The sequence below is a fragment of the Mediterraneibacter hominis genome (genome assembly GCF_014287475.1).
GTDB classification, from domain to species: domain Bacteria; phylum Bacillota; class Clostridia; order Lachnospirales; family Lachnospiraceae; genus Mediterraneibacter; species Mediterraneibacter hominis.
In genome coordinates, this window is sequence record NZ_JACOPF010000001.1 from 548,325 (window position 1) to 567,346 (window position 19,022).

General features: G+C 39.7%; 25 protein-coding genes. 7 read left to right on the plus strand and 18 right to left on the minus strand.

The window, feature by feature from the left end:
* Window positions 1-9: 9 nt before the first annotated feature.
* From H8S37_RS02510 to H8S37_RS02530, 5 genes are all read left to right on the plus strand, one after another.
* The gene (locus tag H8S37_RS02510; protein ID WP_186874471.1) at window positions 10-558 is read left to right on the plus strand and encodes a cell division protein SepF; all 549 of its coding nucleotides are present in this window, start codon (window positions 10-12) and stop codon (window positions 556-558) included.
* 26 nt (window positions 559-584) lie between these two features.
* Window positions 585-1,382 carry a YlmH family RNA-binding protein gene (locus tag H8S37_RS02515; RefSeq protein ID WP_186874472.1) on the plus strand — a complete coding sequence of 266 codons (798 nt, stop codon included), beginning with the start codon at window positions 585-587 and terminating at the stop codon, window positions 1,380-1,382.
* A gap of 31 nt (window positions 1,383-1,413) precedes the next feature.
* A complete protein-coding gene (lspA, locus tag H8S37_RS02520; protein ID WP_186874473.1) occupies window positions 1,414-1,953 on the plus strand; it encodes a signal peptidase II in 540 nt (179 codons plus the stop codon).
* A gap of 2 nt (window positions 1,954-1,955) precedes the next feature.
* The gene (locus H8S37_RS02525; RefSeq protein ID WP_186874474.1) at window positions 1,956-2,870 is read left to right on the plus strand and encodes an RluA family pseudouridine synthase; all 915 of its coding nucleotides are present in this window, start codon (window positions 1,956-1,958) and stop codon (window positions 2,868-2,870) included.
* 168 nt (window positions 2,871-3,038) lie between these two features.
* Complete coding sequence (locus tag H8S37_RS02530; RefSeq protein WP_186874475.1) at window positions 3,039-3,686, plus strand: cytidylate kinase-like family protein; 648 nt, start codon at window positions 3,039-3,041, stop codon at window positions 3,684-3,686.
* An 81-nt stretch (window positions 3,687-3,767) separates the two neighbouring features.
* On the opposite strand, the gene H8S37_RS02535 is transcribed toward H8S37_RS02530, so the two are convergent.
* The 3 genes from H8S37_RS02535 to H8S37_RS02545 form a co-directional block, all read right to left on the minus strand.
* Window positions 3,768-4,520 carry a tRNA 2-thiocytidine biosynthesis TtcA family protein gene (locus H8S37_RS02535; protein ID WP_186874476.1) on the minus strand — a complete coding sequence of 251 codons (753 nt, stop codon included), beginning with the start codon at window positions 4,518-4,520 and terminating at the stop codon, window positions 3,768-3,770.
* A gap of 40 nt (window positions 4,521-4,560) precedes the next feature.
* Window positions 4,561-5,637, minus strand: coding sequence for a tyrosine-type recombinase/integrase (locus H8S37_RS02540; RefSeq protein ID WP_186874477.1), 1,077 nt, complete (start codon window positions 5,635-5,637; stop codon window positions 4,561-4,563).
* Window positions 5,638-5,988: 351 nt separating this feature from the next.
* Window positions 5,989-6,402, minus strand: coding sequence for a LysM peptidoglycan-binding domain-containing protein (locus tag H8S37_RS02545; protein WP_186874478.1), 414 nt, complete (start codon window positions 6,400-6,402; stop codon window positions 5,989-5,991).
* Window positions 6,403-6,618: 216 nt separating this feature from the next.
* Here H8S37_RS02545 and lexA point away from each other — a divergent pair, with 216 nt between their 5' ends.
* Both lexA and H8S37_RS02555 read left to right on the plus strand, forming a co-directional pair.
* Complete coding sequence (gene lexA / locus H8S37_RS02550; RefSeq protein ID WP_186874479.1) at window positions 6,619-7,236, plus strand: transcriptional repressor LexA; 618 nt, start codon at window positions 6,619-6,621, stop codon at window positions 7,234-7,236.
* Window positions 7,237-7,332: 96 nt separating this feature from the next.
* Complete coding sequence (locus tag H8S37_RS02555; protein ID WP_186874480.1) at window positions 7,333-7,734, plus strand: aromatic acid exporter family protein; 402 nt, start codon at window positions 7,333-7,335, stop codon at window positions 7,732-7,734.
* A gap of 88 nt (window positions 7,735-7,822) precedes the next feature.
* On the opposite strand, the gene H8S37_RS02560 is transcribed toward H8S37_RS02555, so the two are convergent.
* From H8S37_RS02560 to H8S37_RS02630, 15 genes are all read right to left on the minus strand, one after another.
* On the minus strand, window positions 7,823-8,299 hold the full coding sequence (locus tag H8S37_RS02560) for a hypothetical protein (protein WP_186874481.1): 477 nt from the start codon (window positions 8,297-8,299) through the stop codon (window positions 7,823-7,825).
* A 36-nt stretch (window positions 8,300-8,335) separates the two neighbouring features.
* A complete protein-coding gene (gene rsfS, locus H8S37_RS02565; protein WP_186874482.1) occupies window positions 8,336-8,689 on the minus strand; it encodes a ribosome silencing factor in 354 nt (117 codons plus the stop codon).
* Between the two features lie 12 nt (window positions 8,690-8,701).
* Window positions 8,702-9,280 carry a bis(5'-nucleosyl)-tetraphosphatase (symmetrical) YqeK gene (yqeK, locus tag H8S37_RS02570; protein ID WP_186874483.1) on the minus strand — a complete coding sequence of 193 codons (579 nt, stop codon included), beginning with the start codon at window positions 9,278-9,280 and terminating at the stop codon, window positions 8,702-8,704.
* Entirely contained in the window at window positions 9,273-9,926 is a 654-nt protein-coding gene (gene nadD / locus H8S37_RS02575) for a nicotinate-nucleotide adenylyltransferase (RefSeq protein WP_186874484.1), read from the minus strand. The genes yqeK and nadD overlap by 8 nt, the downstream gene beginning before the upstream one ends.
* A 9-nt stretch (window positions 9,927-9,935) precedes the next feature.
* A complete protein-coding gene (gene yhbY / locus H8S37_RS02580; protein ID WP_186874485.1) occupies window positions 9,936-10,226 on the minus strand; it encodes a ribosome assembly RNA-binding protein YhbY in 291 nt (96 codons plus the stop codon).
* 18 nt (window positions 10,227-10,244) lie between these two features.
* Entirely contained in the window at window positions 10,245-11,528 is a 1,284-nt protein-coding gene (gene obgE, locus H8S37_RS02585; RefSeq protein WP_186874486.1) for a GTPase ObgE, read from the minus strand.
* Window positions 11,529-11,628: 100 nt separating this feature from the next.
* Window positions 11,629-11,913, minus strand: coding sequence for a 50S ribosomal protein L27 (gene rpmA, locus H8S37_RS02590; RefSeq protein ID WP_059069518.1), 285 nt, complete (start codon window positions 11,911-11,913; stop codon window positions 11,629-11,631).
* Between the two features lie 5 nt (window positions 11,914-11,918).
* A complete protein-coding gene (locus H8S37_RS02595; protein WP_186874487.1) occupies window positions 11,919-12,251 on the minus strand; it encodes a ribosomal-processing cysteine protease Prp in 333 nt (110 codons plus the stop codon).
* Between the two features lie 12 nt (window positions 12,252-12,263).
* Window positions 12,264-12,572, minus strand: a complete 309-nt coding sequence (gene rplU, locus H8S37_RS02600) for a 50S ribosomal protein L21 (protein ID WP_186874488.1) — start codon at window positions 12,570-12,572, stop codon at window positions 12,264-12,266.
* A 138-nt stretch (window positions 12,573-12,710) separates the two neighbouring features.
* On the minus strand, window positions 12,711-13,124 hold the full coding sequence (locus tag H8S37_RS02605; RefSeq protein ID WP_186874489.1) for a CBS domain-containing protein: 414 nt from the start codon (window positions 13,122-13,124) through the stop codon (window positions 12,711-12,713).
* 31 nt (window positions 13,125-13,155) lie between these two features.
* The gene (locus H8S37_RS02610) at window positions 13,156-14,475 is read right to left on the minus strand and encodes an aspartate kinase (protein WP_186874490.1); all 1,320 of its coding nucleotides are present in this window, start codon (window positions 14,473-14,475) and stop codon (window positions 13,156-13,158) included.
* Between the two features lie 105 nt (window positions 14,476-14,580).
* Entirely contained in the window at window positions 14,581-15,060 is a 480-nt protein-coding gene (gene ybaK / locus H8S37_RS02615) for a Cys-tRNA(Pro) deacylase (RefSeq protein ID WP_186874491.1), read from the minus strand.
* Between the two features lie 94 nt (window positions 15,061-15,154).
* Window positions 15,155-16,372, minus strand: coding sequence for a ribonuclease E/G (locus tag H8S37_RS02620; RefSeq protein WP_186874492.1), 1,218 nt, complete (start codon window positions 16,370-16,372; stop codon window positions 15,155-15,157).
* A gap of 18 nt (window positions 16,373-16,390) precedes the next feature.
* Window positions 16,391-17,107, minus strand: a complete 717-nt coding sequence (locus tag H8S37_RS02625) for a TIGR03936 family radical SAM-associated protein (RefSeq protein WP_186874493.1) — start codon at window positions 17,105-17,107, stop codon at window positions 16,391-16,393.
* The gene (locus H8S37_RS02630; RefSeq protein ID WP_186874494.1) at window positions 17,091-18,956 is read right to left on the minus strand and encodes a TIGR03960 family B12-binding radical SAM protein; all 1,866 of its coding nucleotides are present in this window, start codon (window positions 18,954-18,956) and stop codon (window positions 17,091-17,093) included. Before H8S37_RS02630 ends, H8S37_RS02625 begins: the two co-directional genes overlap by 17 nt.
* Between the last annotated feature and the right edge of the window lie 66 nt (window positions 18,957-19,022).

A 19,022-nucleotide genomic window follows, 5' to 3' on the forward strand; every position in this document is an offset into this window, starting at 1 on the left:
AGTGTAAATATGGGTGTGTTTGATAAATTTCTGGACATCATGAAATTGAACGAAGACGACTACGATGACGATGATTTTTATGATGATGACGAGTTTTATGAAGATGACTATGAAGAAAAGCAGCCGCGTCGTTCTCTGTTCGGAAAGAAAAACAATAAAGATAACTATGACGACTTCGATATGGAAGAAGAAAATAAGTTCCAGCCTGCGGCCGGCAGTAAGGTTACTCCAATGCGGCAGCCGGCAGCCAGAAGGAACAGCAGCGGCAATATGGAGGTATGTGTTGTAAAACCAACTTCCGTAGATGATTCGCGTGAAATTACAGAAACACTTCTTTCAGGACGTACCGTTATTTTGAATCTGGAAGGAATGGATTTAGAGATTGCACAGAGAATCATTGATTTTATATCAGGTGCCACTTTTGCAATCAATGGGAATCTACAGAAGATTTCAAATTACATATTTCTTGTGACACCGACGAATGTGGATATTTCTGGAGATCTTCAGGATCTTTTGGGTGGCTCTATGGAGACTCCCAGCGTCAGAGGAAGATATTAAAAGAGAACAGGCGCAATAATAAGAATATGCAGAAAGAAAACCAACAAAAGGAAGAACAGCTTTTAAAGAAGAGAATTCTTGAATTCTCCAGGCTCGCTTATCAGCGGGATATTATAACCTATTCAGATTTTCTGAATCTGAATGAATTAAATATTTTACATAGTCTGCCAAAAGAGGAACTGTATACAAACTATATTCTCTATGGAGGCTACGAATTAGCAGAGCGTCAGATGGCGGCATTTCTCCCTGATGCTCTTTATTTGCGTTGGAAAGAAGAGGCGGAGTCGGGACATCCTCCGTTTCCCTTCTCCCTTCTTGAAATTGTACCTCTTCATCAAAAATATGCAGAAGCTTTAACACACAGGGATTATCTCGGCGCAATGCTGAATCTTGGAATTGAACGTTCTAAAATCGGTGATATTCTCGTAGAAGATAAAAATGCCCTTTTCTTTGCACATAACAGTATGAAGTCATTTTTGGAAAAGGAACTGACAAGAGTTCGCCATACTGCTGTGTCAGTAAGAGAACGGCAGGATACTGCCTTTTCCTATGTCCCTCAGTTTGAAGAAATCAGGGGAACGGTCGCATCGGTACGCTTAGACAGTCTCATGCCGCTTGCATTTGCTTCTTCCCGTACACGTCTGCGCGCTTTGATTGAAGGCGGGAAGGTGTTTGTAAATGGGAAGCTTATTACCAGCAATGGCTATCAAGTAAAAGAAAATGATGTTATTTCTGTAAGAGGTATGGGAAAATTTTTGTATGCAGGGGAACTTTCAAAAACAAAAAAGAATAGAATTTATGTAGTTATTCACAAATTTATATAAATATTCACATGTGATTTCTAGGAGGCTATATATGGGAAAAGAGAAAAAAACAGGCATAAAAAGTATACTGCTGGCGTTCATTGGCTTTGCCGCTTTTGTTCTTCTGGATCAGTATACAAAATTTCTCGCAGTCATCCATTTAAAAGATCAAAAATCATTTGTTCTGATAGACGGAGTATTTCAACTGCATTATCTGGAGAACAGAGGCGCTGCATTTGGAATGTTTCAGGATAAGCAGCTTTTTTTTGTAGCAGGGGCACTGATTATCCTGGTTCTTGTTTTTTTTCTCTATATCCGTATGCCTCATAGCCCTCGATACTATCCCTTACGGATTTGTTCGGTTCTTTTATGTGCAGGTGCTGTCGGCAATATGATAGATAGAATAAGGCTCCATTATGTAATTGATTTTTTCTATTTCGAGTGGATCGATTTCCCTATATTCAATGTCGCCGATTGTTATGTAGTGATAGCTGGAATTCTCTTTGTCGTATTGATACTGTTTTTTTATAAGGATGAGGAATTGCATGCCTTAAGTCTAAAAATACGCAGAGGGAAGGGACAGAAGGAATAAATATGGAAGAACTTTTTATAAAATCAGACAAGGAAGAAAAAATCCGAATTGATAAATTTCTCTCTGAACGTATTCCAGATATTTCTCGTTCTTATTTGCAGAAGCTTTTAAAGGACGGAAATATCACTGTCAATAAAAATTGCGTGAAAGCAAACTATAAAGTAGCATTTCAAGATGAAATACACATTTATCTTCCAGAGCCGGAAATTCCAGATATTCTGCCGGAAAATATTCCTCTGGACATTCTATATGAAGATGAAGATATTTTAGTTGTCAATAAGCCGAAACAGATGGTTGTACATCCGGCTCCCGGACACTACAGCCATACCTTAGTCAATGCCGTATTGTATCATTGCGGAGAACATTTGTCTGGAATCAATGGAGTTGCCCGTCCAGGAATTGTGCACCGTATTGATATGGACACGACAGGTTCTCTTTTAATCTGTAAAAATGACCGCGCTCATCAAATTCTTGCAGAGCAGCTAAAGGAACATACGATTACCCGAAAATACAGTGCCATTGTACATGGAAATATAAAGGAAGATACAGGAACAGTGAATGCACCGATAGGGAGACATCCGGTAGAACGGAAAAGAATGAGCACACATGCACAAAATGCTCGTCCGGCAGTCACTCACTATCAGGTTTTAGAGCGCTTCGGACAGTTCACCTATATTGAATGTAAACTGGAAACCGGACGCACACATCAGATAAGAGTGCATATGTCCAGTATCGGTCATCCGATTCTAGGTGATGAAATATACGGGCCTGCAAAATGTCCGTTTCATTTGCAGGGACAGACACTTCATGCCAGAATACTCGGCATTACACATCCGTCCACAGGAGAATATATGGAATTTGACGCACCGCTTCCAGAATATTTTTCGAATTTACTCCAAAGGCTGCGAAAATTTTGAAATTTTTTGTTCAACAAAAGAAACGAAAATATTTCCAATAAGAAAAGAATTTGCACATTTTCATTGTAATAATAAGAGTTTTTCGTTATAATATTTCATATAGAAAAAGTGTTATTTTGCCGTATGGTTTAAATGATGCTGGATTGTTCGGTAAAGGAGATGACTGGTATGAAGACAAACACTATTATTACCATTGGACGTGAATTTGGAAGTGCCGGAAGAGAGATTGGCTACAAAGTAGCGGACTATTTCGGAATTAAGCTTTATGACAAAGAAATGCTGGCACGCGCTGCTAAAGAAAGTGGAATCTGTGAAGAAATTTTTGAATCCCATGATGAGAAACCGACCAACAGCTTTTTATATTCCCTTGTGATGGATACGTATTCAATGGGGTATTCCGGAAATACGTATACAGATATGCCGATTAATCATAAAGTGTTTTTGGCACAGTTTGATGCAATCAAAAAGATCGCAGATGAAGGGCCATGTATTCTGGTGGGACGGTGTGCCGATTATGCACTGGAGTCCTATAAAAATGTAGTAAGTATTTTTATCCATGCTGATATGGACGCGCGAATTCGCCGTATTGCGCGTATCTATGATTTGACCGATGCGAAAGCAAAGGATATGATTGTAAAAACAGATAAGAAACGTGCAAGCTATTATAATTACTATACAAATAAGAAGTGGTCTAATGCGGACAGCTATGAACTATGTCTGAACAGCTCAGAGCTCGGCGTAGAAGGGACAGCCAAATTGATCGAACAGTATGTCGCCTTGAAGGAAAGCATTCCTGCAGCCGAACGTAAGGTTTAATATTTCATATATAATAAAAAGAGAGCAGGGCAGGTATATTTCCCATTTAGAATTAGGGAAATGCCTGCCCTGTTTTTTCTTTTAAGACATTTCTTTTGGACACGGCTTTATCTGTATTCGTTCTGGCCAGCCTTTTATATTTCCATTTAAAATAGCATGGAACATCCTTTCCTTCGCACCTGGATGCTCCTTATCAAGGCTGTGCAGAAGTTCTTTTGCATACTGTCTTTTTGTGTAACCGTCGACAGGACATTTGCTTTTCACGACAGGAAGCTCATATTTATTTCTAAACCCGATGACGTCTTTCTCCTCCACAAACATAATCGGGCGGATGACCGTCAAATCCATTCGATCCAGATATGTTTTAGGTGAAAAGGAATAAAATCTTCCCTCAAATATAAGGGACAGCAGCATTGTTTCAACAATATCGTCCTTGTGATGGGCATATGCAACCTTATTACATCCCATTTCTTTGACAGCCTGATTCAAAGCACCTTTTCTCATTTTCGCACAAAGAGAGCAGGGATTCGATTCCTTCCGAATATCAAACAAAATATGGTAAATATCTGATTTTACAATCTGATAGGGAATCTCTAACTCCTTACATAGCACTTGAACCGGACTTAAATCAAAGTCGTCAAACCCTAAATCAACGGAGACGGCACTTAACTGGAACCTTTTTGGATAAAAACGCTTCAAGCCGTGTAGCGCATATAAAAGAGTCAGACTGTCTTTTCCTCCGGATATTCCAACAGCAATATGATCCCCTTCCTGTATCAGATTATATTCATCTACTGCCTTCCTTGTATAGCTTAACAACCTCTGTAACTGCATATGTACATGGTTTCCTTTCTGTTTTGTTTATTACAAATTTTTATACATCTCTTAATTTAACCGCGCCTGCCGCCTGCTTTCTTCGATCCTCATCAATCGCAGCGTAATGCTTTTTGGTCGTATTGACATCCTTGTGACCTAATACATCCGCAACAAGGTAAATATCTCCCGTCTCTTTATAGAGAGAGGTGCCATATGTACTGCGCAGCTTATGAGGCGTAATTTTTTTATTAGGAGTGACCTGGCGCGCATATTTTTTTACTAAATTTTCCACTGCCTGGACGCCAATCCGCTTTCGCTGTGTAGAGAGAAACAATGCATTTTCGTGGCCGGAGAGAGGAGCAGTGGTCTTTCTGGTTGTATAGAGATACATCTTCAGCGCATGCTCTACCTCCTCGCCAAAGTATACGACCATCTCATTTCCTCCCTTACGTGTCACTTTGATGCCATTGTTTTTAAAATCTACATCCTGTAAGTCTAATCCGACACATTCTGATACACGGATACCGGTTCCAAGTAAGAGGGTAATAATCGCTAAATCGCGGTTTTTGTTCTTTTCGTAATATACTTTTTTCTGTCCGGTCAGTTCGTCGCCGCCATGCTCAATATAATCAAGCAGAGACGCGACTTCGTCTGTATCCAGGCGTATAATTGCCTTCTCATGCAGTTTCGGCATATCTACAAGTAACGTAGGGTTGCTGGAAATAATCTGATGTTTGAAATAATATCCATAAAAACTGCGCAGTGCAGACATCTTCCTGGCAAGTCCTTTCTCTGTATTTGTAATTTGTTTGTCTTCCTGATTCTGATATACCTTTAAATATTCCTGATATTCCTCAATGTCCACCGCTTTTAGACGTTCCAAATCCTGTACAGTAAACATATCTGCAGTATAGTTTTTATATACTGGATTATTTTCTATTAAAAAATGAAAAAACACGCGTATGTCATAGGCATAAGAAATTCTAGTTTTTGCCGACGTAGTCGGTTCCACTGCACGAAAATAATCTTTTGCAAACGGCGGCAATGTTTTTAAGATTTCCCGCAGCTTTAATGTATTATCTATATAATTTTGTTCGTGATATGTTTTCCGTTTCTCTGTTTGTTTTTCTCCCATATATAAAACCCCTTTTTCAGTAAAAACCGCTAGATTCAAACGAATCCGTATCTCTAAAACTGTGTTTTGCGCGTTTTCTATAGTACATGATAACATGTTTCTATTTTGATGTCTATATCTATTTGAAAAATCAGTATTTGTCGTATAGATTAATCCGTAATATAAAATAACCTATTTTAGATAATGCCTGTTTTAAAGAATAAAATTACAGCAGTGCCTTATTATATGCACTGCTGCTGGGTGAGTTTTATATATCAATACATAGGGATGTATATTGATACCAATATTAAAATAATAATTACACTCCGTAGCCTGCCCGATACGGCCGTATCCAATAATTCCTATTATATACTATGGAAGAAACTCTGTATCATTATAGGCAATCATTAAGCTTTCTCCGGCATGTATTTCATCAGACTCTAAAGAATTTAATGTTTTTAATGTATCTATATATTGTTCAACAGACTGGCAGTCTGAAGTCATATTTTCTTCTGCAATATCCCATAGTGTATCGCCTGGCTGAATTACAATACTTTTATAATATGTAAAAGAAACAGGTTCCTCTGCTTGATTGCCATGTGCGGAAACAAAAAATGTATTGAAAAAGAAACAACAAACGGCAATCAGCAAAACTCCGGCTGCCACAGAGAAACCGCCTCTGTACAATACAGAAGTTTTTTTCTTTTTTACCTGCACTGCCTTCTTGTCCCTTATATATTGTGTATCTGCTTTTCTGGCTGTTGTATTTCTATTTTCCCTGTTCATACTATTCTCTCCCCTGTAAATAAACTATACAAACAAATGTTCTCTTTGATGTTTTTATTATATTATGCGAACAAATGTTTGTCAATAGTGTTTTCAAAAATATTCGAACATATTTTCGTAACAAGTGTTTGCTTTTTCGCAGAAGCTATGGTACTATATTAGTAATTATTCGAAAAGACAGATATAACAATAAATGAATGATTGAGGAGGAATTTCATGTCACAGGGGAAAATCAGCAAGAAACAGATGGAGATTTTAGAATACATTAAATCACAGATATTGGAGCGCGGTTTTCCGCCTGCCGTTCGTGAAATATGTGAGGCAGTACATCTAAAATCTACCTCTTCTGTTCACTCTCATTTAGAGACACTGGAAAAAAACGGATATATCCGCCGCGATCCGACAAAACCAAGAGCCATAGAAATTCTGGACGACACCTTTAATCTGACGCGCCGGGAGCTTGTGAATGTTCCGATTGTCGGACAGGTGGCCGCAGGCGAACCGATTCTTGCCCAGGAAAATATTGAGAACTATTTTCCTATCCCTGCTGAAATCATGCCGAATAATCAGACCTTTATGTTGAGGGTAAAAGGAGAAAGTATGATCAACGCCGGCATTCTGGACGGAGACATGGTTCTTGTAGAAGAGACGCATACTGCTTCTAATGGAGACATGGTTGTCGCTCTCATAGAGGATGGTGCGACTGTGAAAACCTTTTACAAAGAGGAAGGTATTTTCCGGCTTCAGCCGGAAAATGATACTATGGAGCCAATTCTTGTAAAGGAATTAATGATACTCGGTAAAGTGATAGGTGTATTTAGATTTTTTGATTAAGAACATATTGATTGCTTAGCACTTGGGACAGATATTCATAAGTCGGTTCGCAAAAGATAACAGCGACAAAAATTAAGATTGATCGAGGTGCTAAAAATGAAGTGGGCATTGCTTCTGTTTATTATTATTGTGATAAAAGTAATTTTAGGAAAAGGCTTGATGTTGGGGCTTATTTTGTTGACAGTATGGGGGAAAGGCGTTTCCATAAAGAAAAATCCTGTTGAATGGGATAAATTTTTCATGTCCATAAATGAAGTATTTTTAAACAGTTATATAATCGTACTTTACTGTATTTCAACGGTTTTATCTTCTTGTGTTGCTTATTTGCTTTTTCATGTCTTTGGATTTCAATATCCCTTGTTTAAAACAAGCATACTTGCCATAATATGTATGGGGATTTCTGGAATGAGATATAACAAGAAAGGAAAACAGGTTATCAAAGAGAAACTAAATAAAGTTAAAAAATCTGTGATAAAAGAAGAAATCGAAAATATTTAAGCAACACGCCTCAAATCGCCGAAATTACGCGATTTGAGGCGCTATCCTCAATCGGCGTTATGACCAACGCCTCAATCGTCTGTCTTAGTTAATTTTTATCTATTACATCTCCGATAATATCAATAGCTCGATTGACAAAACTGATTTTTCTCTTGTCTAATAGTGTTCCGTTTTCTGAAATAGACACACAGGCTGTGCTTAACTGGTCATCCTCCGTTTGATTTGGATTTCCCATTAGTGTTGTCCACTCTACCTCAATATCTGATTTTGCAATACTTGTATTACATTCAACTTCATATTGTAAAGGTTCAAAAAATTTTGAATTGGATTTTGAATTGACTAAAATCTTATCATCTTCATTCTGATATATTTCCACAGTATAAGTTACAATATCCTCTTCCTTTTCGACATATTCCTTATTTGGAGATATTGTTTCTTCATAGATCAGCGTCATATCATCCGTTGAAATTATATCATCACTGCTTTTTTTGGAAGAACACCCGCCTAAACTAAACACTAATAAAAATAGGAAGCAAACAAAGCCTCGTGCATTTTTGATTTTCATTGGCAGCACCTCAAATCGTATTTTTTGTAATTATTTTTACATAAGTTCTTCGACGCTTACAACTCTCCCATCGCGCCAGATTCTTTCCAGATCATAAAACAATCTGTTTTCTTTATCAAAGATGTGGACAATAATGTCACCAAAATCCAATAATACCCAGCTTCCGGACTGATAGCCTTCCCTCTGCTTTAACAGGTATCCACTCTTTTGAAGGGTCTCCTCCACATTTTCGACAAGAGCGCGTACCTGACTGTCGCTGTTTCCTGTTGCAATCAGAAAATAATCCGCCATAACAGAAATTCCTGTAATGTCAATTATCTGTATGTCCTCTCCTTTTTTTTCATCCAGCGCCTGCCATGCAAGACGCGCCATTTCTCTTCCCTGCTCCATATTCCTACCCTTTCATTTCGTTTCTTCTTTTTTATAATATGCGTACGTTTCTATTGTCATAGCATCAATCGGTTTCCCTGCCGTATTTAAATACTCGATTGTACCCTTTGCAGACAACGCTACTGCCCTGTCAATATTATGGAACGCCGCTGCCCTTATAGCAGAGAGCCCTGGTATTTCTCTCCTTCCTGGTTCTATATAATCTGCAATATAGATAATCTTTTCCAAAAGTGTCATTTCAGGACGGCCGGTCGTATGAAAGCGGATTGCAGATAAAATCTCGTCATCCGCAATACCATACTCATATTCTGCCAGATATGCCCCCAGCTTGGCATGTACCAGAGAAGGCATCATACGCTCTGCGTCAGTAAGCGAAATCTCTTTCTCTTTACATCGCTCGATCTGCTCTTTGGAAGTACCGTACTTTCCACAGTCATGCAAAAGGCCTGCCAGCATTGCCTGATGCAGATTCGCACTGTGGCACATTGCAAGCGAAGCAGCCGTATACATAACACCCAGAGTATGTTCATACCGTTCCTTCTTCAAATTTTTTTTCAAGAGGGTCTGTATTTCTAAATATCTTTCATCCATCTTGCTTCCCTGCCTTATCACTTTCTTCTCTGTATAGAGAATTCTGTTTTATATATTCTGCAACAGAGTCTGGCACCATATAGTGTATACTCAATCCTTTTGACGCCCTCTGGCGAATCGTTGTCGAGGAAATTTCTAGAAGCGGTGCGCGCAGAAGCTCGATACGAGCGCCGTATTTTTCAGAAAGATAAGCAATCTGGCGTTCCATATCTTTTACATCCTTGTCGTCCCGCATAGCTGCAAGGATCGTACATGTAGGAAAAATTTCTTTAAAAAAGCGCCACTTTTCAATGGCAAAAAGAGAATCTGCCCCCAAAATAAAATAAAATTCGCAGTCTGGATAGGCGCTGTTAAACTCCTGCATAGTACGATACGTATAAGAGTGTCTCACCGCAGAAGCTTCATGGAGAGAAAGCTTAAAATGAGGCACTCCCAAAATAGCAAGACGTATCATCTCCACACGGTGTTTTAACGCCTTCTCATCCTCTGTTCTGTCGTTATGTGTAGCCGTATCCTTATGAGGCGGATTGCCATTTGGAAGAAACCAGATTTCATCCAGCCCGAAATCCTCATAGGCAAACTCTCCAAGCAGAAGATGTCCTATATGGACAGGGTCAAACGTACCGCCCATTATCCCTATTTTCATACATCTCACCTATGGAAGAACAATTTTTTTCTTATTATCCTTCCCCTCTTTATATAGAACAATTTTCTTGCCAATCACCTGTACAACCTGCGCGTGTGTTCTTTCTGCTAAAATCTGCGCCAGCTCTTTTGGATCATCCCCACAGTTTTGCAGCACGCTTAATTTGATCAGCTCTCGTGCTTCCAGAGCCTCGGAAACCGCCTCTGTCAAGCCTGGCGTCATGCTGGACTTTCCTATTTGAAAAATAGGCTCCATTGTCATAGCAAGGCTCTTTAAATAAGCTCTTTGTTTTGTCGTCATTTCTTTTTCTCCTGTTTCTTATTTATAATAATCAAACTGAAGCCCGTACATTTTTACGGTATCACCTTCCTGGATACCTGCCTGTTCAAGCTGTTCTAAAATACCTGTATCCTTTAAAAATTTCTGGAAAAATGCAAATCCTTTTTCTGAATCTAAATTGGTATATCCAAGCATTTTTTCAATCTTGGGACCCTCTACTACATAGATGTCCTCCTCCTTCTCCACTGTAAAAGGAAGATCCTCATAGATTAACTCATCCTCCGGAAAATATTCCTGTTCAAATACAACGGGCGCATCATCCATGGATTCCAACTGTCCGCTTACATAGTATAAAAGCTTGGAAATTCCCTGTCCAGAAACACCAGATATAGGAAATACAGGTATTCCCTGCGGCTCAAATTCTTTTCTTAAACGTTCCACCGGATCTGCTTCTTTATCATATATCAAGTCTGTCTTATTTGCCGCAATCACCTGTGGGCGCCTTGCAATTTCTGGATTATATGCTTTTAATTCCGCATTGATTTTATAGATGTCCTCAACTGGATCACGTCCCTCTGTACCAGCGGCATCTACAACATGTATCATTAACTTTGTACGTTCAATATGGCGTAGAAATTCATGTCCAAGTCCCACGCCTTCAGATGCTCCCTCAATCAATCCAGGTATGTCTGCCATCACAAATCCCTTTGCTCCTTCTAAGTCTACAACACCCAGATTCGGATTCAAGGTCGTAAAATGATAATTGGCAATCTTAGGCTCGGCATTCGTGACACGTGAAAGCAAGGTAGATTTTCCTACGTTTGGAAAACCAACCAGCCCGACGTCTGCAATTACCTTTAATTCCAACAAAACCTCCAGCTCCATTGCAGGCTGCCCTGGCTGTGCATACTTGGGAACCTGCATAGTTGCAGTGGCAAAATGTTGGTTGCCAAGCCCGCCTTTGCCTCCCTTTAACACAATCTGCCGTTGATTATCGCCGGACATGTCAGCTACTACTTTGCCGGTTTTTGCCTCTTTGACAACCGTTCCCTCCGGAACATACAGGATTAAGTCCTTTCCGTCCTTTCCGTGGCATTTTCGCTTTCCGCCTTCTTCCCCGTCACCCGCTGCATATTTCCTTTTATGTCTAAAATCTACCAGGGTATTTAGTCCTTTGTCAACTTCAAAAATCAGATCGCCGCCTTTACCTCCGTCGCCGCCATCCGGCCCTCCATTTGGAACATACAATTCTCTGCGAAAGCTACAGTGCCCGTCGCCGCCTTTACCGGATCTTATAAATACCTTTGCTCTGTCTGCAAACATAAATACTCCTTTTTACCATTTGTTCTACATTTCTAAGTTTATTAAGAAAAATAGCATAAAAGCCCCAGACCGAAAAGTCTGAGGCTTCACTGTTATACTATTATTCAGCCACTGGATAGATAGAAACCTGTTTCTTATCTCTTCCTTTTCTTTCATATCTTACGACACCATCTACCAATGCAAATAAAGTATCGTCTCCGCCGCGGCCGACATTCACGCCTGGATGAATTCTGGTTCCGCGCTGTCTGTAAAGGATATTTCCAGCTTTTACAAACTGTCCGTCTGCTCTTTTCGCTCCTAATCTTTTTGACTCGGAATCACGTCCGTTCTTGGAAGAACCAACTCCTTTTTTATGCGCAAAAAACTGAAGGTTCATCTTCATCATAGTATTTACACCTCCTTGAAAATTATGTCAATGTATGAATCATATTCCCTGCTGTTTTCAATCTCCTCAACTCCGAGAATCATCGACTTCAACAGAAGCTCCGCGTCCTGCGAAGGGGAATTTAAAAAACGGAACTCTACTCTGCCTTTTTCTTCATCCGAAACAGAACTTGTCTTATCTGAAGTAAATCTTTCAACAGAATTTATTGTGTTAATGACAAGTGCAGATACAGCAGCACAGACAATGTCATGCCCGCTGTCGTCAAATCCTGCATGTCCGTCTACATCAAATCCCATATATTCATGCTTTTTGTTTTTATAAATTGTAATCTGAATCATCAAAACACCTGGTTAAGCGTTGATTTTTTCAATCTTAACAGCTGTATACTGCTGTCTGTGACCATTTTTCTTATGGTATCCAGTTTTTCTCTTGTACTTGTAAACAATTACCTTTTTTGCCTTTCCGTTTTCAACTACAGAAGCTGTTACTGTTGCCCCTGCAACTGTCGGATTTCCAACAACCAGTTTGTCATTATTTACTGCAAGTACCTGATCAAACGTATAAGTTTCACCGGCTTCTACACCAAGCTTTTCTACCTTAATGATATCGCCTTCAGCTACTTTGTACTGTTTACCACCTGTTGCTATAATTGCGTACATATGGCACCTCCTATTAACATTACTCGCCAATTATGGTGTCTGCCTGTAAAAACAGAACTTAAAATACCTCATTGTGCGGCATACTAGTGTAGTATATCATAATCATTCTCAATACGTCAATAGATTTCAAGAAAAAATTCATTTATCACAGTCTTCCAGGCGTTCATAGCAGTATTCAATGATACTTCGCCGCGTTATAATGCCAATAAATTTCTTCTGATCATCTACCACAGGCACAAAATTTTGATTCATTGCCTTTTTAACCAAGTCCTCCATGTCTGAATCTGCAGATACCACGTCGTAATCTGCTTTTCGTGGGAAATCCTGTATAAGGATGGACTCGGCCTCTTTTAAATTTAAATCCGTATAGGTTTTAATTCCCCAGAGAATGTCACCTTCTGTAATTGTACCCACATATTCTCCTTCACGGTTCAACATAGGAATAGACGCATATTTGTGATATTCCATAGTCTCAAGCACCTGGCGAAGCGTAGCATAGTCATAAATATATGCAACTTCATTTTTGGGTTTTAAAAAGAACAAAATGTTCATTTGATTCCGCCGCCTTTTTTCTTTTATCCACTTAAATCTGTGTCAATACAAAAATTTCATATAATGCCCGAATCGCATTTTTAAATTCATCATGTCTGACTCCGACAATGATATTTAACTCGCTGGAGCCCTGATCGATCATTTTTACATTAATATGGGCGTGTGCTAAGGCGGAAAAAATTCTTCCGGCTGTCCCGCGCGTAGAACGCATACCACGCCCTACAACAGCAATCAGTGCAAGATCCGACTCAAGCTCAATGTGATCTGGATTTACTGCCTTGTGGATACCTGCAAGAATTCTCTGTTCCTTCTCTTCAAATTCATTTTTGTGCACAAAAATAGTCATTGTATCAATACCAGAAGGCATATGTTCAATAGAAATGTTATTTTCTTCAAATACCTGCAGAACTTTCCGGCAGAATCCAATTTCTGAATTCATCATCGCCTTTTCAATCGTAATAGAAACAAAGCCGTCTGTTCCTGCAATTCCTGTAATCGTGTATTTGGGCTGCCTGCATGTTCCTTCTACAATAAGTGTTCCCTTATCCTGGGGTGCATTGGTATTACGAATATTAATCGGGATTCCCGCTTTTCTCACAGGGAAAATCGCATCCTCATGCAAAACACTGGCTCCCATATAAGAAAGCTCTCGCAGTTCTTTATATGTGATCGTCTCAATGGATTTTGGATTCTTGACAATCCGAGGATCCGCAATTAAAAAACCAGATACATCTGTCCAGTTCTCATACAAATCCGCATGTACTGCCAGCGCAACCAGGGAACCGCTTACATCAGAGCCTCCTCTTGAGAACGTTACAACAGTACCATCCTCCTTTGCCCCATAGAATCCAGGTATCACAGCATTCTCCATATTCGCCAGTCTTTCAGACAGCAGCATATTTGTAACCTCATCATTAAAGCTGCCGTCATCATTAAAACGGATAATCTGCGCGGCATCGATAAACTCAAATCCTAAATATGCTGCCATAATAATTCCGTTTAAATATTCTCCTCGTGAAGCGGCATAATCTCTTCCGATTTTTTTGCTGAAATTTTCCTGTATTATATGAAACTCTTCATCTAAGGAAAGATCCAGATTTAAGCCGTCTATAATCTCCTGATATCTTTCGTGAATTTGTTCCAGCAAATCTACAAATTTTTTTTCTTTCACTGCCGCTGCATAACAGTTGTACAGCATATCCGTTACTTTTGTATCTCCTGAAAAGCGTTTCCCCGGAGCAGACGGAACTACATAACGTCTTGCCGAATCCTGGCGGATAATTTCTCCTACCTTTTTAAATTGTTCAGCGCTTGCCAGAGAGCTTCCGCCAAATTTTACTACTTTCTTCATCTTTTCTATTTCCTCCAGACAGTTTTTTCGCTATTAGTGGGAAAATCCTGTATTCTCCGCATTCTAGTACCATATTATACCGCTTCTTTAAAGTCTTGTAAATCTTTATTTTATGACGTCCGCATATTGTGCACCCACTGTCTCTTTCAAATCAACCGGACGCAGCTTTATCTGCATGCCTGGTTTTCCACCGCTGACGTACAAAAATTCCAGCTTTTGGGCGGTGGTGTCGATCACCGTAGAATATTGTTTTTTCATCCCGATTGCAGTGCACCCGCCCCTTATATAACCTGTCACAGCGGGCAATTGTTTTACCGGAAGCATTTCCAATGCCTTTTCCTTTACTGTACGCGCCGCTTTTTTTAAATCTAATTCCGCTTCTATCGGTATGACAAATACATAATATTCCCCGCTTTTTCCTGTCGTTACAAGGGTTTTATACACATATGCGCGTGGAAGTCCGGCTTTATCTGCCGCAGTAATTCCATCTATAAAAACAGCACAGTCATAAGTCTGGTATTCATATGAAATTTTATTTCTGTCTAAAATCCGCATAGCATTTGTCTTTAATTCTTTTTTACTCATGTTTCCTCCTTTATTATTGTATACGATTATACAATCTTAGAAGTGAAGTAATATTTAAAAATACAATTCTTATATAAAACAAAAATAAATCGTATTATTGTATGCAATTTATAGCGGCAACTACTTCGTGCAATGGTTTGCGTACTTTTTTCCTTGTTATCTCTACCAACTGCAGTGGTGTGACATCTACAAGTGTCGTCTGTATTGGGTCTTTTTCTAGATATGCTTTGAATTCCTTCAGGAGCGCCTTCCATTCTTCGTCGGAATCCATATTGATAAAATCCACTATAATTATTCCAGAAAGATTCCGAATTCTAATTTGATGTGCTGCCTCTTTTGCAGCCTCTAAATTCACCCTAAAGCCTGCATCCTGGCATTTCTTTTTTGCAGTATACTTACCGGAATTGACATCTATTACCGTCAGCGCTTCTGTCGGCTGAACAACCAGGTATCCTCCATTTTTCAACCACACATGTTCTTTCAACGCTCGCTCTAATGCCTGCTCTGTACTGTACAATTTAGAAAGAGAGAGCTGTTTATCTTCATAAAGCCTCAATTTAGGCAGAATTTCAGGTTGTTCCTTTTCAAAATAATTATGTATTCTTGTATACAATTCATTGCTTTCTACAACAATTTCTTCTAGTCCCTCTGTATACACATTTTTTAAATCTGTAATATAAGCCGGAGGTGCCGATTTTAGACAGGAATAACAGGGTCTTGTCCTGGCCCTTTGCAAAATAGCATCATATTCTTCTTTCAGCCTGTATATTTCCTTGAGCACTTCATCAAAAGAAACTGTCGCCGCGTTGGTACGGACAATCACTCCAAAAGCATCATTCTTAAGATGGGCAAGCTCTGCTTTGTATGCTTCTTTTTGTTCTTTCGGCAATTTGCCTGATACACCGATGCGGGTATTTCCATGTGTCAAAACAGCGAACCTGCCTGTGAGACTTATGTTGCTTGTGACGGTCGCCGCTTTTGTTTTTACTGCTTCTTTATTTATCTGCACGAGCAGCTCATCATCTATACAAATTGGCTTTTTCCCCTTTTTATCTGTAAAAAAAGCATGTTCTGCCTGGCTTATATCGTAATAACAGGTAATTCCTTTCTGAATTTCGATAAAGGCGGCTCCAATATTTGCCACGATTGTCTTGACTCTTCCTACATAAATATTTCCAAGCTCCGGCTCTCTTTTCTGATCTTCATTCTTTAAGGGAGAGCAGTGTATCTCCACGATTTTATCCTCTTCTAAAAAGTAAGTCCATACCGTCGTTTCCTTAAGAATGATCAAAACTTTTCTCTTTTGACACATTTTTTCCTCCAAATATGTTCAGGCATACGTTTGTGTTATATCTTTTCCCAATGCTTCTAGTGCAACCAGTTTCTTTTCTTTCTCATCTCCTGTATCTGCATACATCTCCATTCGATGGTGGAAAAATTTGAACTCTTTGGGAGAAAGCTTAAGAAAGTTTAAGAATGCTTCCATAACAAGTCCTGGTTTTACATTCTCTTTACTTCCGGCAGCTACCTGCATGTATATTTTGTCTTCCTGTGGTTCAAGCCGATAAATAAGAGGACGGATATTTACTTCCCGTTCACTTCTCTTTGTCTGTTTTAAAATCCATATTTCCGGCTGACTGTAAAATGATGTAAGCTGTTTTGTCCAATCTGCCGGAAGCTGTCCTGCTGCAACGCTTGTCAGGTAATCTGCCGCAGCCAGGATTGTCATACCGGTCATTTTCTTCTCATCTGCAATTTTTTTGAAGCTAATGACCTCTATCCCTTCTACACACGCTTCATTCATTCGTCTGACAGCTTCTTTGCTTTCTATCGGTTCCTTTAATTCGATGTCAAAATATTCCCCATCACTGGAAAGTCCAATACCCAGGGGATTCGCAAAAGACATAATCATATGGGGACTGAATCCTCCTGTAAATGCAATCGGTATTTCCGCCCTGCGCATGACCTTCTGGAAAAAGCGCATCACATCCAGATGCCCGATAAAACGCATGGCTCCGTACTTTCTGAATTTAATTCTTGCTTTCAAAACAAACACCTCCTCCAAAGGATGCAGCCCCGCAGCCAGAACATTTTTCTTTACAGTTTAAAGTTATCTCTCCTTTCATGGCACGTTCCCATTCTTTTCTCAAAAATCCACGTGTTACTCCAATATCAATAAACTCCCAGGGGAATCGTTCTTTTTCGTCTCTTTCACGAAGTGTATAAAATGCGATGTCTGTGCCTGTATTTTCAAATGCCTGCATCCAAAGTTCATTATGAAAAGACTCTGTCCAGGAGTCATAAAGACACCCCAAACGGTATGCCTCTTCTATCACCCGTCCTATTTTCCTGTCCCCGCGTGCCATCACGCCTTCTAAGACAGTGACTTGTGCGTCATGCCAGTTATATTTCAGGCTTTTTCTGTTGAGCTGCTCTTTAAACTCCTGGTTTACAACTGCCGCCCGATGCATATATTCACTGCTTGTCAGCATTGGCGCCCATTGAAATGGTGTAAAGGGTTTGGGAACAAAGAAGGAAGAACTTGCCGTAATCTGGCATTTTCCATGCCTTTGTTCCTTTGGAATTTCATAATATCTCCGCGCCACCTTGTCCGAAAGCCGCGCAATTTCTTTCATGTCATCTTCTGTCTCTGTCGGAAGCCCCAGCATAAAATACAGCTTCACTTTTGTCCAGCCTCCTTCAAAGGCTTGTCCGGCCCCCTCTAAAATCATTTCCTCCGTCAGTCCTTTGTTGATAACATTGCGCATTCTTTGCGAGCCCGCTTCCGGTGCAAACGTCAAACTGCTTTTCCGAATATCCTGTACTTTTTTCATAACATCCAGAGAAAACGCATCAATTCGTAGAGATGGCAGAGAAATATTGATACCTTTTTCATGGAATTCATCGATTAAAAATGAAACCAGCTCCTTTAACTTGGAATAATCACTGGAGCTTAGTGAACTTAAGGAAATTTCCTCGTGTCCTGTATTCTTCAACATTTTTTTCGCGAGCTGTTTTAGGTGTTCTACATCTCTCTCTCTTGTAGGACGATACAGCATGCCGGCCTGACAGAATCTGCATCCACGTATACAACCTCTCTGAATTTCCAAAACAACTCTGTCCTGTACTGCTTTGATAAAAGGAACAACCGGAGCTTCGGGGTAGGGCGCATGTGTCACATCCATTACGATCTGTTTTTTTACCACAGAGGGCGCATGCGGGTTCGTAGGGTAAAATGCCGCAAGTGTTCCGTCCTCATTATACTCTGCTTCGTAGAATTGCGGCACATAGATTCCCTCTATCCTGGCAGCGCGTTCTAAAAATTCAGTCCTGGTTCTGCCTTCGCGTCTGCACTGTTTATATACATCGAACAGTGTATCATATACCGTCTCGCCCTCTCCGATATAAAACAAATCGAAAAATTCTGCCAGAGGTTCCGGATTATATGTGCAAGGGCCTCCGCCGATTACAATGGGATCTTTGTCCTGACGCTCCTTTGCGTGAAGTGGAATTTTACTTAAATCAAGCACCTGTAGAATGTTGGTATAACACATCTCAAATTGAATCGTAATTCCAAGAAAATCGAACTCTCTGACAGGTGTCTGTGATTCCAGAGAAAAAAGCGGAATCTCCCTCTCCCTCATAATTTTGTCCAGGTCAGTCCAGGGAGAATACACCCGTTCACACCATACATCACTTCGTTTATTGAACATATCGTACAGAATCTGAATACCTAAATGAGACATTCCTACTTCGTACACATCTGGAAAGCAGATGGCAAAATGAATGTCTGTTTCCTCCTGTTTTTTCATAACGGCATTTAATTCCCCGCCTATATAACGCGCAGGTTTTTCAATATTTAATAATATTTCATCTTCTAATGCTAATTTTCGCATAGGATTCTCCTATATATTTTTTTTCATTTGCAGCGGCTTCATTATATCATTTTCAGGTTATCTTCA